The organism is Methylomonas paludis (genome assembly GCF_018734325.1).
GTDB classification, from domain to species: Bacteria; Pseudomonadota; Gammaproteobacteria; order Methylococcales; family Methylomonadaceae; genus Methylomonas; species Methylomonas paludis.
The window spans coordinates 1,322,329-1,336,217 of record NZ_CP073754.1 but is presented as its reverse complement, the minus strand read 5'-3'; the positions used below and the strand labels follow the sequence as shown (position 1 = coordinate 1,336,217).

Annotated in this window: 17 protein-coding genes and 1 pseudogene; 3 read left to right on the top strand and 15 right to left on the bottom strand. The window is 50.8% G+C overall.

Annotated features, from left to right (window positions below; genetic code table 11):
- Window positions 1-25: 25 nt before the first annotated feature.
- Together KEF85_RS06155 and serA are read right to left on the bottom strand one after the other, a co-directional pair.
- A complete protein-coding gene (locus tag KEF85_RS06155; RefSeq protein ID WP_215584081.1) occupies window positions 26-670 on the bottom strand; it encodes an HAD-IB family phosphatase in 645 nt (214 codons plus the stop codon).
- A complete protein-coding gene (gene serA, locus KEF85_RS06150; protein WP_215584080.1) occupies window positions 667-2,250 on the bottom strand; it encodes a phosphoglycerate dehydrogenase in 1,584 nt (527 codons plus the stop codon). The genes KEF85_RS06155 and serA overlap by 4 nt, the downstream gene beginning before the upstream one ends.
- Window positions 2,251-2,324: 74 nt before the next feature.
- Here serA and KEF85_RS06145 point away from each other — a divergent pair, with 74 nt between their 5' ends.
- Together KEF85_RS06145 and KEF85_RS06140 are read left to right on the top strand one after the other, a co-directional pair.
- Window positions 2,325-2,492, top strand: a complete 168-nt coding sequence (locus KEF85_RS06145) for a hypothetical protein (protein ID WP_215584078.1) — start codon at window positions 2,325-2,327, stop codon at window positions 2,490-2,492.
- Window positions 2,493-2,567: 75 nt separating this feature from the next.
- Window positions 2,568-3,050, top strand: coding sequence for a TlpA disulfide reductase family protein (locus tag KEF85_RS06140; protein ID WP_215584076.1), 483 nt, complete (start codon window positions 2,568-2,570; stop codon window positions 3,048-3,050).
- A gap of 39 nt (window positions 3,051-3,089) precedes the next feature.
- Here the strand turns inward: KEF85_RS06140 and KEF85_RS06135 are convergent, their stop codons facing one another.
- The 12 genes and pseudogenes from KEF85_RS06135 to KEF85_RS06075 form a co-directional block, all read right to left on the bottom strand.
- Window positions 3,090-3,416, bottom strand: coding sequence for a helix-turn-helix domain-containing protein (locus KEF85_RS06135; protein ID WP_215584074.1), 327 nt, complete (start codon window positions 3,414-3,416; stop codon window positions 3,090-3,092).
- A gap of 174 nt (window positions 3,417-3,590) precedes the next feature.
- The gene (locus KEF85_RS06130; RefSeq protein WP_215584072.1) at window positions 3,591-3,995 is read right to left on the bottom strand and encodes a hypothetical protein; all 405 of its coding nucleotides are present in this window, start codon (window positions 3,993-3,995) and stop codon (window positions 3,591-3,593) included.
- A complete protein-coding gene (locus KEF85_RS06125) occupies window positions 3,992-4,789 on the bottom strand; it encodes a PDDEXK nuclease domain-containing protein (protein WP_246535053.1) in 798 nt (265 codons plus the stop codon). Before KEF85_RS06125 ends, KEF85_RS06130 begins: the two co-directional genes overlap by 4 nt.
- A 103-nt stretch (window positions 4,790-4,892) precedes the next feature.
- Window positions 4,893-6,476 (bottom strand): annotated as a pseudogene (locus tag KEF85_RS16805) (DEAD/DEAH box helicase family protein).
- Between the two features lie 222 nt (window positions 6,477-6,698).
- Entirely contained in the window at window positions 6,699-6,866 is a 168-nt protein-coding gene (locus KEF85_RS06110) for a hypothetical protein (RefSeq protein ID WP_215584070.1), read from the bottom strand.
- A gap of 15 nt (window positions 6,867-6,881) precedes the next feature.
- A complete protein-coding gene (locus KEF85_RS06105; RefSeq protein ID WP_215584068.1) occupies window positions 6,882-7,178 on the bottom strand; it encodes a type I restriction-modification system subunit M N-terminal domain-containing protein in 297 nt (98 codons plus the stop codon).
- Window positions 7,175-7,351: a hypothetical protein gene (locus KEF85_RS06100; protein ID WP_215584066.1), complete on the bottom strand. Its 177-nt coding sequence runs from the start codon at window positions 7,349-7,351 to the stop codon at window positions 7,175-7,177. The genes KEF85_RS06105 and KEF85_RS06100 overlap by 4 nt, the downstream gene beginning before the upstream one ends.
- Window positions 7,352-7,353: 2 nt before the next feature.
- Window positions 7,354-7,563, bottom strand: coding sequence for a PIN domain-containing protein (locus tag KEF85_RS06095; RefSeq protein WP_215584064.1), 210 nt, complete (start codon window positions 7,561-7,563; stop codon window positions 7,354-7,356).
- Window positions 7,550-7,789: a hypothetical protein gene (locus KEF85_RS06090; protein ID WP_215584062.1), complete on the bottom strand. Its 240-nt coding sequence runs from the start codon at window positions 7,787-7,789 to the stop codon at window positions 7,550-7,552. Before KEF85_RS06090 ends, KEF85_RS06095 begins: the two co-directional genes overlap by 14 nt.
- Before the next feature lie 4 nt (window positions 7,790-7,793).
- The gene (locus KEF85_RS06085; protein WP_215584060.1) at window positions 7,794-7,961 is read right to left on the bottom strand and encodes a hypothetical protein; all 168 of its coding nucleotides are present in this window, start codon (window positions 7,959-7,961) and stop codon (window positions 7,794-7,796) included.
- Window positions 7,958-8,233, bottom strand: a complete 276-nt coding sequence (locus tag KEF85_RS06080) for a hypothetical protein (RefSeq protein WP_215584059.1) — start codon at window positions 8,231-8,233, stop codon at window positions 7,958-7,960. Before KEF85_RS06080 ends, KEF85_RS06085 begins: the two co-directional genes overlap by 4 nt.
- A 244-nt stretch (window positions 8,234-8,477) precedes the next feature.
- The gene (locus KEF85_RS06075; protein ID WP_215584057.1) at window positions 8,478-9,125 is read right to left on the bottom strand and encodes a type I restriction endonuclease; all 648 of its coding nucleotides are present in this window, start codon (window positions 9,123-9,125) and stop codon (window positions 8,478-8,480) included.
- A gap of 111 nt (window positions 9,126-9,236) precedes the next feature.
- Here KEF85_RS06075 and KEF85_RS06070 point away from each other — a divergent pair, with 111 nt between their 5' ends.
- Window positions 9,237-10,235: an IS5 family transposase gene (locus tag KEF85_RS06070; protein WP_215584055.1), complete on the top strand. Its 999-nt coding sequence runs from the start codon at window positions 9,237-9,239 to the stop codon at window positions 10,233-10,235.
- A 436-nt stretch (window positions 10,236-10,671) separates the two neighbouring features.
- On the opposite strand, the gene KEF85_RS06065 is transcribed toward KEF85_RS06070, so the two are convergent.
- The gene (locus tag KEF85_RS06065) at window positions 10,672-13,863 is read right to left on the bottom strand and encodes a type I restriction endonuclease subunit R (RefSeq protein WP_215584053.1); all 3,192 of its coding nucleotides are present in this window, start codon (window positions 13,861-13,863) and stop codon (window positions 10,672-10,674) included.
- Window positions 13,864-13,889: the final 26 nt, after the last annotated feature.

Here is a 13,889-nt window from a genome sequence, read left to right as displayed (position 1 = left end):
ATAAAAAATATTGGCGTTGTGCAGCTTAGCCCAGCACCAGCGGCAAAACATCCGCCAGACTGGGGCCGGCTACAAATACGTCGGCCTGGGCCTGCACCAGCGGTCTGGCCGCCACTCCGCCGAAACCTATCATATAGGCTCCGGCCAGCTTGGCTTCCAGATCGGTCTTGCCGTCACCTATCAGTACCAGCTCCGGCCAGCTCCGGCGCAGTTTGCGGCACACCTGGGCTTTGCCGCCGCTGACCGCCAGCGGCGAGTGGCGGGCAAAATCCAGATAGTCGCCCTGCTGATCAAATTCCACATCCACCGCATGTACTTGCTCAGCCGGGATGCCCAAATGTGCCGCCAAGGGTAAGATGGCCTGACGCAAGCCGCCGCTGATGATATGTATTTGTTTGCCGGCGGCCTGCAGGGCCTGTATGGTTTGCTCGACGCCGGCGACCAGTTCTTTGATATACAAGTCTGCCACCCAGGCTATGGCGGCTTGATCGGGACGGATCATTTCCAGGCGCAGGGCATAAACGTCTTCCAGGGCCAATTCTCCGTTCATGGCCCGGTCGGTCAGAGTTGCTACTTCGGCAAATATGCCCTTACGCCGGGCCAGTTCGTCTATGCCTTCAATGCGGCTCAAGGTGCTGTCGCAATCAAAACAGACTATCTGAAAACTCATAATACAATTTGCCTCACGGTATGTACCGCCGAAACCGCCTGCACGGCTTTCAGCAATTCTGGGGTTAAAGGATTGGATACACTAATCACCATCATGGCGGTCTGCTGCTGATCGGCAACACTGACCTGCATGCGGGTGATGTTAATTTGCGCGGCGCCCAGTATCGAACTGATGGCGGCGATGACGCCGGGCCGGTCATCATGTCGGGTAATCAGCAACACGCCTTCCGGGACTACTTCAATTTCATATTGATTGATCGTTACCAGCCGGGCATGTTGATCACCCAGCAGCGTGCCGCTTAGGCTAATGGTGTTACCGGCACTGGTGCCGGTGATTCTGATCAGCGACTGATAGCCGGTCGAGACATTGGATTGCGACTCGACCAGGGTAATCCCCTGGCGCTTGGCGATGTTTTCCGCATTAACCCGGTTCACTGGGGTGGACATCTGCCCGGCCAACAGCCCAACCAGGGCTTCGGCTGACACCGGGCGTATCTTGACCTGGGCCGCCTGGCCAAATACCGCCACTTCCAGCCGGGTTAAGGGCTGGTCGATCCAGCCGGCCAGCACTTTGCCGAGTATATGGGCCAGATGCATAAACGGCTGAGCCAGTTTTAATTCTTCTGCCGATAAGCGGGGCAGATTCAGGGCGTTGACGGCTTCGCCGGTTTGCAGAAACTTGACTACCTGGCGGGCGATTTCCACACTGACTGCCACCTGAGCCTCGTTAGTGGAAGCACCCAGATGCGGGGTAAACACTACGTTATCCAGACTCAGCAATGGCGAGTCTTTGGGCGGCTCCTGTTCATAAACATCCAGCGCCGCCCCGGCCAGCCGACCGCTGCTTAAAGCCTGATACAAAGCGGCTTCATCTACCAGACCGCCGCGCGCGCAATTGATCAGCCGCGCCGATTTTTTCATCAGCGCCAGTTGCTCAGCGCCGATGATATGACGGGTTTTTTCGATTAATGGACAATGCAAGGTCAGATAATCGGCTTGTTTCAGTAAAGTTGCTAAATCCACCGGCTCGGCACCGTGCGCGGCAAATACCTCCGGCGCCACAAACGGATCAAATCCTATCACCCGCATCCCCAGACCTGAACCGCGCTGGGCCACAATCCGGCCTATGGTGCCGAAACCCAGCACCGCCAGGGTTTTATGCGCCACTTCGCTGCCCATCAATCTGGCCCGTTCCCATTTGCCGGTTTTTACTGACTGATTGGCCTGCGGCAGATTGCGGCTTAAGGAAAACAGATGGGCCAGCGCCAGTTCTGCCGTGGTCACGGCATTGGCATCCGGGGTATTCATAACGATCACACCCTGTTCCAGCGCCGCCGCCAGATCGACATTATCTACCCCAATACCGGCCCGGCCTATCACCTGTAAGCGCGGGGCGGCCTTTAACACCCTGGCGGTCACCTGGGTATCGCTGCGGATCAGCAAGGCATCAAAATCCGGGATCAGCTCACACAAAGCATCTTCGCTCAATCCGGTTTGCAAATGAATCTGCAAACCCGGCCGGCTATTCAGAAAATTGATGCCGTCTTCGGCCAGCTTATCGGAAACCAGTATTTTTTTCATGACACTCAAAGATGAAGGGTTAATACAACATTGACCAATCAGATCGCCATTTATCAAACGACAGTCATAATTAGATGACGACATTCGGCTTTGCAAAAAACCAACGCAAGCAACGTGGCCTCGATGCAACGCAGTGGAATCGAGGAATTCGCAGCGCAGCCTTTATCAAAGCAGGGAAACCAGGATTCAACAATGTCCTCTACCGCTTAAAACCTAACAGCATTAACTTTAGCCCATTTTAGCAGCTTTGCTATAATCACCCCACACAATTCGGCCTTACTTTTCAGCCGCCAACCGCCGCCACCTTCGCCTGTCTAATGCCCAAAATCGCCAAATATGCACTGATCTGCGCCGCCATCGGGCTAGGTCTGGCGCTCAGCTATACGCTGGCAACGACCCCCAAATCCGCACCGGCACTTAGCTTTAAAACCATCAACGGCCAAAGCCTCAGCCTGAACCAATTCAAAGGTAAGCCAGTGCTGATCACCTTCTGGGCCAGCGACTGCCAAAGCTGCCTGGCGGAAATACCCGATCTGGTCACCCTGCACCAGCAAGGCCTGACCATCATCGCCGTCGCCATGCCTTACGACCCACCCAACCGGGTACTGGCCATCGCCACCGAAAAACAGCTACCCTACCCCATCGCCCTGGACCCCAATGCCGAAATCAACACCGGCTTCGGCGGCATCCCCTACACCCCCACCAGCTTCCTGATCAACCCCCAAGGGCAAATCATCCACCACCACACCGGCAAACTGGAATTACCGGCGGTGCAGGCTTTATTGCGGGATATGGGCTGAGAAAGCGGAAGAAAATCGTATGAAAAAGCCTGCCAGAACTTACAAAAGCGGCACTGCTTCCACACTTGCCTGACGGGGATGGACAGTCACGCGCACCTCAATATCTTGATTGAGGCGTTTAAGAATTGTCATTAGCCGGTCAATAGTAAAGCGATCTAGCTTCACTTTGCGGATACGCGAAAAGTCAGCGGCAGCAATACCAGTTAAATCTTCAGCTTTCCGCACACTAAACCCTTGATCATCAAGAACGCCGATAATCTCGGCAGCTAATAAGGTTTTTAATTGTTCAACTTCAGCGTTGGGATAACCAAAATCAGTAAACGCGTTACCACTACCACGGACAATTTCCAAAACTTGATCATTCATCGCAAAATCCCCTTCAATCGTTTGATACGCTCATGCACACGAATAGTGTCTATCTGTACCGGCACCGGGAAATTCTCAAAATCCTTGGCGCCGTTTAACAGCTTTTTCATCCCGGTACCTACGCCCTGGTTTTTTAGTGCCGTCTACCAACAGCGTAGCAAGGCTAAACCATGTTCAATTAATAGCTTGGCTATCGCCCATGCCCTTGGCGCGGCTTCCAAGATCATCCCAAAAGCTAGGTTGCCGCATGACCCAGCCCAGAAACTCTTGGTTTAATCGCGATTGATCACAAATAAACGTTGGAAATTGCGGTGAAACATAACAGCCTGCAAAAGCGTTGGAGCAGAGAGCTAACGCGCCTTCCCAACCGAATAACTGGCTCATGACTATATGTTCTGCCGACAGACGTAAGAAATGTTTGTAGCTTGTATTCCCGTTTTCTATGGTTTCCCGTTTGAATAAGCCTCGACCAAAACTAAGAACACCAACCATTTCATAAGTTTGTGAAACATCAATTGGTTCTTTGTGAAGATCAAGTTTTAGAACCTCGCCTAATTTGACTTTGGGCCACCGACTCATATATCACCCACACTTTTCGGTCCGGTCAAACGCCGCGCCTCCAATTTGAGATCGATCACTACTAGACATTTCAAACGGCGATGGAAAAACAGCAAATCGATGCGAAACCAGGTGTCGTCAAGCCGCAAGCGGCGCTGACGACCGACAAAGGCAAAGTCGTCGTCCAATTCCAGCAGAAAATCGGCCAAATGCTGGATCAGTTCGTCTTCGAGATCGGATTCCGAGTATTGGTCTTTCAGGTTAAGGAATTCCAATACGAACGGATCCTTGATGGCTTCCTCGGGTGTCATAAGGTCGCCGGGTTCAGTCTGTTCGGCCTGATGCAACAGGGCAACTTTGTTTTTTGACAATAGCGCTCGGGTATAAAAAGCACTATTGATCTGACGGTTCAGTTGGCGAACACTCCATCCGCAACGTAAGGCTTCGGCTTCGTAAAAATCCCGCTCCTCGGTCGAACGGGTGCTGCGCATTAAATGCACATAATGCGACCATGACAACGAAAAGGCCGTGGCGAGTTGATCGAGGCTCAAAATCCGAGACACTGTCTCGGATTTTCTGTCCGTATCCGCTGCAGGTAATTTCCGAGACAGCGTTTCGGAAATGCGCTCCGGCGGATAAGTGCTGTAGAACAAACGCATCAGCTCCAAATTGTCGACACTAAAGCCACGGCCGAATTTAGATGTCAAATCATGCGATAGTCGTTTAAGCAATTGTTGTTTGTAACCGGCCCGTTCTTCACCGCCTTGTTCAAATTCGAGGATGCGACGGCCAATTTCCCAGTAACTGGCTGTCATCAATGCATTAACGCTACGCGCGGCGGTGCGGCGGCGTTTTCGAGCAGTGTAACAATGTCGGTATGGATGTCGCCGTAAGCAATGGGTAAATCGATTTTCTCGGTCATTGCTCTACCTCATGCACCAATGCCTCGATTTCGCCCAACAGGCGCATGACTTCTGATTCGTGACTACGCATGCTGGCGATCAGGTCTTTGGGGTCGGCATGCTCAAGTCCTTCTTTGGCGTGGGGATTTTTTAGGTCGAGATTGTAAATTGGCCAGTACAGTGCATCGCCTTCACTTTGCGCCGATTTGGCAGCCGCATCGTGAGCTTGTTGCCGGGCTTTCAAGTCGCGAAGCTGAGTTTGCAACGCGGCTTTGTCGCTATTGCTGGCGGCGGCTAAGGCTTGTTCCAATTCACGCATTTGTTTACCCACGGCCAGCGCTGCCGCTCGTTCGCTCTCGGCACGTTGCCAATATGGTTCGGCTGCAGCAAGCGCAATAGCGCGTTTGCCTGCAAAATCTACCTTCCAAGCTTGCGGATTTCCTTCACGATTCTGCCACCAGTTTAAAGCCGGCTCCAGTTCCTCGAACTGCAATGGGGCTGTTTTGCTGTATTTCTTGCGGCCTTCGGGTAACGGTTGTTCGTAATACCAAATGGTTTCGGTTGGGCCGCCTCGCTGGAAAAACAGCAAATTGGCCGGAATATCGGTGTACGGTGCAAAGACGCCTTGCGGCAAGCGGACGATGGTATCGTTGCGGCTTGAGCCACGGCGACATTCGTCGATGATGATTAAATCAAAAAAATCTGGTCGATATTGGCGAAATACGTCACTGGATGCGTTCGTGAGGGCTTGATAGATGCCGAAATACATTTCCCGACCTTGACTCACATCACTGCTGGAAATCTTGTAGCGAGCATCGCCAAACGGCGCAAACATTTTGGCCATTGGATCGTCGACCAGAATATTGCGATCAGCCAAGAACAAAATTTTTGGTCGTCGATATTCGCCTGTCCGACTGATCCGCACCATCCCTGGCGCGGACCCTGCGGGCGAATTATATGCGTCCAAATTTGTTCCAGACGAATTTGTCCAACGACTATTCCACAATTTCCAACACAGTTGAAAAGCGACACAGGTTTTGCCAGTACCAGTAGCCATGGTCGCCAGAATGCGTTTTTGTCCGAGCAAAATCGATTCAATAATCAGGTTGATGGCTATGACCTGATAGTAACGGGGAATTTTGCCGGACACCAAATTAAACGGCTCCAGCAAGTGGTTGCTGGCGGTTTCAGATAAAGAAGCGGAAGCCGTTAACCGCTGCCAGAGTTCATCGGGGCTGGGGTATTGGTTAATTACCCGTTCTGTCCCCGTAGTGTAATCGATTTCGATAATCTGCCGACCATTGGTGGCATAGGCGAATTTTAGACCAAGAATTTCTGCATACTCGCGAGCCTGCTGGACCCCGGTTTCTGCTGGAAAGGCAATGCTTTTGACTTCGACAACAGCTAACGGGAAGTCACGGCGGTAATAGAGTAAATAATCTGCACGTTTTTGTTGGCCTCGACGGACTTTGCCGCCCGTTACAAAAATTCGGCCATTCGTAAAGGATCGCTGCTCTCCAATGGAATGAGGAGAAATGGATCAGCCAACTTGAATAAGTCTAGGCGTAACAAATTCACGACAAGTATCCGCTTCGGTTATGATTCCTTCATGGTTTAAATTCTTTTCGATTGGTAATGGTATATTGAAATTCCGACACGAATATAATTTGGTTCAGGAACCTCTGATTAATTGCTCGTCTGCGATATACCTGAATCCGTGACTTTAAATCACAAGAATCCCTCTATCCGAATGATTTAAAAGGCATAATTTGATAAAATAGGCTCAATATAATTTCACCCATTGAGTGAGCCATGGAACATTTTATCCTTGAACAATCCGAAACGGAAATTGATACCAGCCATTCTGTGTCGCACCAGCATCCCAAGCATTAGCAATTAATTCCAAAATTGCTACTTTAGGATCGTAAAGAATATGTTTCCCGACAAATTTTTCGAGAAAACTGGGGCCAAAAAGGCATGATTGCTCCATTTACTGTCTCCGTGGTTAATGCACTTTGCGGCGCATTTGCGTCTCAAAATCAGCCACATCATCTTTGTTGTCCTCATACCAAATTTGGAGTAATGATGTTGCGCCTAAGGTTCGCATCACATCTGGCAGTACATCAGGATAATCAGAACCAAGTTCTTTTTTCGCCGCAGATTCATAATTATCAGAGAGATAACGCAAGAATAGAAATGACAGCATATAGTCGCGGAAATCGTCGGCATTCATCGCCCCGCGCAGTTGGTCTGCGATGTCCCACTGCGTTTTACCCAGTTGATTAAGTTCTTGTTCTATCATATTGGGGCTGATGGTTGATTGGCTCGTTGCATAAACTGAATGAGCTTTTGGTCGAAAGAGAATACTTCCTGTCCTTCTACCGTGTGGTAAGCGCAGAGTAAGATATCCACAAAATCGAGCGAAGTGTTGCCAAAGTATTCAAGTGCTTTAAAAAATACTTCGGGTTTTTCCATGCTCACCAGTGCTTCGTGCAGCAGGTTAGCAGTTGCCGAATCTCTTCTCGATTCACGGCATAGACTTTTTGCAATACGTATACCACTTCGCAAGCCGCTTCGATAGGCAAGGTTACCGTTTGTTGTTCCAGAATTGCCGCTGCTTTCGCCGATAATTCGGCATGATCGTCAAGCAAATAACGCAAGACGATATTGGCATCAACCAAGCTCATCGCTTTCCCCTACTGAATCAAACCAAGCCGATTGCTCCTTTTCCATCAACGCCGGATTGGCATAGTGTTTCAAAATGCCACGTAAGCTTTTTTTACCCATAGACGGCGTAGCGGCTGGCCGCATAGCAAGCACAATAATTTCAACTTCTTGCCCCCAGAATTGTTTAGGCAATTGAAGTTGGACTTCGCCGTTTTTTACCGTTTGAATTTCACGAATTGCTTCCATTGATTTATACCTTCTGAAAATTTAGGTCACTGTTCAAGCTCAATTTGTGACGCAGTGCGTCACAATTAGCAATCGCCTTGTTTATCACAGCTTCGGCATTCATCGCTTCGCGCAGTTGATCGGCGATGCCCCATAGGATTTTGATCTGTAGATTGAGTTCTTGTTCGGTCATACCGATGTCTCTTCAGTGATTTCCGGGAATAACGTGGGGTTGAACTCATAATCAGCCATGAACTTGGTCAAAATGTTTTTAAAATGTTGTTTGTTTTCTTCCATCATCTCTTGTGGCTCGAAATGCGAATATGGGCGCATGATCATCAGCTTTTGCTCGCTAGCGACCAACACCATATAGCGGCTAATCATTTGCCCCAGCGTGCATTTTGCTAAAAACTTATCGGCAAACTCATATAAATGGGCGATTTTGTTGTTGTTTTCATCTGCCAATTGATAGATCAGTGAGTCGCTATTTTTGCGAAAGCTTGTTTAGGGGCATCCCAGCCCCAACAAGCGGCAAAAATTACGCGACCGCTAATGCCTCCGGCGGCCCCGATTCGTCCTCCTCACCTCGTTCCGACCCAACAAGGGGATCGGAACTTCGGCTCCAAGTGACTTGACGGCGTTTCGCGATGCCTTGCAGGTTTTCTCCGCTTCGCTTCGAAAACCCGCCCGGCGCTACGCCTATCGGGGACTAAAAATCTTCGCTCCACTTACGTTCCGCTTCCAAGATTTTCAGCGGCGGTAAAAATCGCTCGTCGGCGTTGAAGCTAAAGTGCTGGTGGTGATTATTGGCAAAATAGCGGGTGTCGCTTCCATTGCTGACAATGAACAACTGCATAAAGCACAGCAGCGTATGGGTGTAGCCATTGCCTGAGTCGTTTTTGTACTCGACGATTTGCTCCATAGCACGGCGCGGGCTGACTTGAAGGGTTTTCAGCTTGATCTGCACTACAGGTACGCCGTTGATCAGCAAAATTACGTCGTAGCGATGATGGCTGTTATCGGTATTAATACGCAGTTGGTTGACAACTTCGAAGTCGTTCTTACACCAGTCTTTAATATTGACTAATGTATATTGCAGCGGTGTGCCGTCCTCACGTATGAACGTATTACGCTCGCGAAGTTTCTTTGCAGCAGTGAACACGTCGGTGGTGACAATTTCGTCGCGCAAGCGGGCAAATTCCGCGTCAGTTAGGTGAACGCGGTTTAACGCCTCAAATTTTTGACGGAAGTTTTGCTCAAGCGCATCGCGGTCGCGAATGTCGTGGCGATGTGTATATTTAAGATCGGTTAATTTAGCGATTAAGCTTTGCTCGACCTGGCTCTCTGTTATCGACATATGGCGAGTCCAAATAATTCAGTGCTAATTGTAAAGCACTTTAGGAACCTCTGATTAATTGCTCGTCTGCGATATAATATAACCATCAAAGTTGTTATCGAGAGAACGCCCATGGATCACTACCAACAGCTGAGTTTTGCCGATGCCGAATACGCCCATAAAGGCAAAGTCACCCGTCGCGAAAAGTTTCTCGATCAACTCAACGGATTATTACCCTGGCAGTCCATGATGGCGGTGATTGCCCCGCATTACGCGCTCGGCAAGGGTCGCGGTCGGAAAGCCTTTCCGCTGGAATCCATGCTGCGTGCGCATGTGGCGCAGATTGTTTACAACTATTCCGATCCAGGCATGGAAGATGCGCTGTATGAGATTGAATCCCTGCGCCGATTTTGCGGTATCCGCCTAGCAAACATTCCCGATGAAAGCACGATTTTGCAGTTTCGGCATTTACTCGAAGCACACGGCTTAACCGAGCAAATCTTCATGGCTATCAATCAAACACTAGGTGAGCGTGGTTTGTTTTTAAAAGCGGGAACCATCGTCGATGCCAGCCTGATTGCCGCCCCGACCTCGACCAAAAATCAAAGCAAAACGCGTGACCCGGAAATGCATGCCAGTAAAAAGGGCAATCAATGGTTTTTCGGCAGCAAATTTCATATCGGTGTTGATCACGAAACCGGCTTGGTGCATACCCTCAAAGTCACCTCTGGACATGTCAGCGATATTGCCGAAGCCGCCGCCTTGCTGCATGGCGAAGAGCAGTTTGTACACGGCGATGCGGGTTATCAAGGGTTGGATAAACGCCCCGAGATGCCAAGCGAAAACCCGCCGACCTGTGTGATTGCGATGCGTCCGGGCAAACTGGCCAAGTTAACGCAAGACGATAGCGATGAGGCCCAACTCATGCGCAAGGCAGCTCGCGAACTGGCCAGCCGCCGAGCCAAGGTCGAACACGTATTTCGGGATATTAAAATCCGCTTTGGCTACGCCAAAAATCGCTATCGCGGTTTAGCCAAAAACGCTGCCCGATTGACCTTCCTGGCAGCGATTGCCAATGTCATACGCGGGGATGCTTACGAACGTCGACGCCTGATTGCGTCTGAAATTTGAAAATAGGCCCAGAAACGGGCTTATTTTGGAGTAAATCCGGCTGTTTTTATACAAAAATGGCCAAATATTCAAATCTTTGATCAACTTTTCAAGTGGCTGATGCTGAAAATGTCAGTTTTTCAGAGGTTCCTTAGCAGTAATCGTTGCACATCATGAGGGGGTGGGCAGCCCGATGCTGAATCCGAAGTACCCTCCAAGTTACCCCTCAAGTTACCCCTCAAGTTACCCCTCAAGGCGCCCACCAAGTCACCCCTCAAGTTGGCCCGCTATTGCGAGTGATGTAAGGTGATAAAAATAGGGATGTGTTCGGAGAGCCAAGCTAATCTCCGCCTAGGCTAACTCAGCAATGCGTTAGAGGCAGGTTTAATCGAAATGTCCCCACCCGAAAAATCAACCAGTCGTAACATAAAAAACATAGGCATTAGCAAACAATAATCTATAGACCTCTCGCCGCAGCCACTAAATCCCCACTCACATCCTTCTTCAGCATTTCATAAACCACGGCAAGAAACAGGTCGCGCGTCACTTCATCGCTTAACAGCTTGGTTGCTAGGCTTTGGTGGGTGTTCATGGCAGCGACTATAGCGGCTACGGTGGCTGCGGGCAGATTGGCTTTCATGGCCTGATCGCGGCTATTGTTTTGTACCTGGGCCATGACGATGGCGTCGTCGCGCAGCTTTTCAGAGACATGTACCGCAAAGGCTACTTTGTCCTTGTCGCCGATGTCTTTGCCGAAAGCGTCATTGAGTTTTTCTATCAGTTCCGACAGATATTTCTTTTCACGGTCGCGAGCATCGCGCAAACCATTGTCGGTAATACCATAGAGTTCCGGTTGTTCCTCTCCTATGCCGACACCTGTCAGTGTTCCGCCTTTGGTGGTTTTATAGTGCGTCAGCGTCAAATCGCCCAAGTCAACTTGTTCAGGGGCAATGCCTTTCAAGCGTTTGCGTAATAGACGGGCGTAACAGGCAAACGCTTCCAGCTCCGGATCGGCAAAGTCGACCAGTTGCGCCACATATTCGTAGGTGCGGACAAACTTGGATAGGCTCTCGCTAAAGATCATCAGTGCATCGCGGGCCTTGGTCTGTTCCGAGCGCTGAATATCGGCATCTTCCATGGCTTTTTCATCACCGGCGTCTTTGGCGATGCGCCAGGCTTCGTCCCACTGGTCTATGGCGTCATTCAGGGCTTTCAGTTTTCCGTTAAAGCGGTCGGTGGCCGGTTGGGTTAAGGAATACAGCTTCTGGTGGGTAACGTATTGACTGACAACGGCCTCGCCAAATGCCTCCACTTCCTTGGCTTCATAAAGATACATGCCATCCAGACGCTGTTTGATGTCGTAAACGATATTCGGGTCCTGCACATCGGCAACCTGGGCATCGCGGTAAAAGGTTCTGAACGCCGCCAGGATTTCTTCAGCTTTATTGGCAAAATCCAGCACAAAGGTCTTATCCTTGCCTGGATAGGTCCGGTTCAGACGAGACAGGGTTTGCACCGCTTCCACACCGGAAATTTTCTTATCCAGATACATGGCGACCAGTTTCGGCTGATCAAATCCGGTCTGGAATTTATTGGCGACGATCATCACCTGATATTCCTGCGTCGCAAACGCCTTACGCATGTCCCGGCCCTTGAGACCCGGATTCATATTGGTTTCGTTAAACTGGTGCTTTTCGGCATACTGGCCGTCCAACACTTCCTGGTTCGAAATTTCGCTGGAAAAAGCCACCATGGCCTGAATATTTTGATAGCCTTTACTCTGACAATATTTTTCCAGAGCCAATTGGTATTTAACCGCCGATGCTCTGGAAGACGTCACCACCATGGCTTTGGCCTGACCGCCCAGTAAGTGGGCGACATTGCTGCGAAAATGCTCCACGATCAATTCCACCTTCTGCGCCACATTGGTTGGATGCAGTGACAGCCACTTGGCCAGCGCCCGTTTCGCGCTTTTTTCATCGACACGTTGATCCGACTGCTTGGCAAATTCGGAACCGATACGCAAGGCCACGTCATAGGTGGTGTAATTTTTCAGCACATCCAGGATAAAACCTTCCTCAATGGCCTGCTGCATGGTGTACAGATGAAACGGCACCGGGGGATTGTCTTTGGCAGGCGGCAGCTCCGGTTTAAGTGGTCTTCCGAATAGACTTAACGTGGAATGCTTAGGTGTTGCGGTAAAGGCAAAATAGCTGGCATTGCCGGGCCGTTGCCGGGAAGACTGCCACACCGACAGTTTTTCCTCCTTGCTGAGTTTTTCCCATTCTTCTTCGCTCTGTCCGGTCAGGACATAGCGCAAGTCATCCGCGGTGGTGCCGCCGGTTGAGCTGTGCGCCTCGTCAATAATGATGGCGAAACGCCTGTCGCGTAGACTCTGTTCGGCCAGAATAAGCTTTTGGGCGTGCGGAAAAGTCTGCAAGGTCACCACAATAATCGGCGTACCGCTGAGCATGGCCTCTGCCAATTGCTGGCTTTTCGGTTTGCTGGAGGTTTGCCGGTCTATCGCGCAGACCACACCGGTTTGATGTTCAATCTGGGCGATGGCGTCCTGTAGTTGTTTATCCAGCACGGCGCGGTCGGTGACGACGATCACGCTATGAAAATAAGGTTCGCCATCCGCTTGCCGCACCCGAATCAAGGAATGCGCCATCCAGGCGATGGTGTTGGTCTTGCCGGAACCGGCGCTGTGTTGGATCAGATAAGGCTGGCCCGTACCTTCCAGGCGCACCGTATCCACCATTTTCGTCACGCCTTCCCATTGATGAAAACGCGGAAAGATCAGGTTTTCCTTGAAATAGGTTTTACCCAGAGCATCCTGCTCTTCCTTGCGCTCCAGCAGCACAAAACGCTGGAATATCCGCAGCCAATTATCTTTTTGCAATACTTGCCGCCAGAAGTAGCTAACCGGATAGCTGCCATTATCGCCGGGCGGATTACCTGCCGCGCCGTCGTTACCGCGATTAAACGGCAGAAAGAAAGTGGAGTCGCCCGCCAGTTTGGTCGTCATGCGAATGTCGCTATCGCTCATGGCGAAATGCACCACCGCGCCCCGCTTAAAAGTCAGTAAAGGTTCGGCGCGGCCGGTTTTTTCGTTTTTCGGCGGCCTGTCCATGCGGTATTGCTGCATCGCCGCCTGTACCGACTGGGTGAAATCTGTTTTCAGCTCCACGGTGGCGACCGGTATGCCGTTGATGAAAAACGCCAGATCGATCTCGTCGCCCTTGTGCAGGGAATAGCGCAATTGCGGCACTACCCGCAAGCGGTTGGCGGCATAACGTGTCAACACGGTCTGGTTTCTATCATCCTCCGGCAAAGCCTGACTCATAGCCAAGGTGCCGCCGCCAGCCATGGCAAAACCATCGCGCAATACATGCACCGTGCCGCCGTCCTTACTGGACAGGGTTTTCACCAATCTATCCAGTACCGCGGTCTCGGTTCCGGCGCCATTCAGGCTGGAGAGTTTAGCCCAGGCTTGGGGTTGGCTTTCTTGCAGCCAGCCGATCACATCTGCCGGAAACAGCGCACGGGCTTGGTCATAGCCACTGGATTTGCCGACCAGCCAGCCGGCTTCTGCCAGTTGTTCGACTATGTGGCGTTCCAGTTCGCATTCGTGATGGATTTGGCTCATGACTTCCTTTGCTAAGTGTTCTATGC

What these genes read in the sequence shown, in the direction of transcription:
- KEF85_RS06155 (WP_215584081.1), bottom strand. Translation starts at nt 670, where the DNA reads ATGAGTTTTCAGATAGTCTGTTTTGATTGCGACAGCACCTTGAGCCGC.
- serA (WP_215584080.1), bottom strand. Translation starts at nt 2,250, where the DNA reads ATGAAAAAAATACTGGTTTCCGATAAGCTGGCCGAAGACGGCATCAAT.
- KEF85_RS06145 (WP_215584078.1), top strand. Translation starts at nt 2,325, where the DNA reads ATGACGACATTCGGCTTTGCAAAAAACCAACGCAAGCAACGTGGCCTC.
- KEF85_RS06140 (WP_215584076.1), top strand. Translation starts at nt 2,568, where the DNA reads ATGCCCAAAATCGCCAAATATGCACTGATCTGCGCCGCCATCGGGCTA.
- KEF85_RS06135 (WP_215584074.1), bottom strand. Translation starts at nt 3,416, where the DNA reads ATGAATGATCAAGTTTTGGAAATTGTCCGTGGTAGTGGTAACGCGTTT.
- KEF85_RS06130 (WP_215584072.1), bottom strand. Translation starts at nt 3,995, where the DNA reads ATGAGTCGGTGGCCCAAAGTCAAATTAGGCGAGGTTCTAAAACTTGAT.
- KEF85_RS06125 (WP_246535053.1), bottom strand. Translation starts at nt 4,789, where the DNA reads ATGACAGCCAGTTACTGGGAAATTGGCCGTCGCATCCTCGAATTTGAA.
- KEF85_RS06110 (WP_215584070.1), bottom strand. Translation starts at nt 6,866, where the DNA reads ATGGAGCAATCATGCCTTTTTGGCCCCAGTTTTCTCGAAAAATTTGTC.
- KEF85_RS06105 (WP_215584068.1), bottom strand. Translation starts at nt 7,178, where the DNA reads ATGATAGAACAAGAACTTAATCAACTGGGTAAAACGCAGTGGGACATC.
- KEF85_RS06100 (WP_215584066.1), bottom strand. Translation starts at nt 7,351, where the DNA reads ATGGAAAAACCCGAAGTATTTTTTAAAGCACTTGAATACTTTGGCAAC.
- KEF85_RS06095 (WP_215584064.1), bottom strand. Translation starts at nt 7,563, where the DNA reads ATGAGCTTGGTTGATGCCAATATCGTCTTGCGTTATTTGCTTGACGAT.
- KEF85_RS06090 (WP_215584062.1), bottom strand. Translation starts at nt 7,789, where the DNA reads ATGGAAGCAATTCGTGAAATTCAAACGGTAAAAAACGGCGAAGTCCAA.
- KEF85_RS06085 (WP_215584060.1), bottom strand. Translation starts at nt 7,961, where the DNA reads ATGACCGAACAAGAACTCAATCTACAGATCAAAATCCTATGGGGCATC.
- KEF85_RS06075 (WP_215584057.1), bottom strand. Translation starts at nt 9,125, where the DNA reads ATGTCGATAACAGAGAGCCAGGTCGAGCAAAGCTTAATCGCTAAATTA.
- KEF85_RS06070 (WP_215584055.1), top strand. Translation starts at nt 9,237, where the DNA reads ATGGATCACTACCAACAGCTGAGTTTTGCCGATGCCGAATACGCCCAT.
- KEF85_RS06065 (WP_215584053.1), bottom strand. Translation starts at nt 13,863, where the DNA reads ATGAGCCAAATCCATCACGAATGCGAACTGGAACGCCACATAGTCGAA.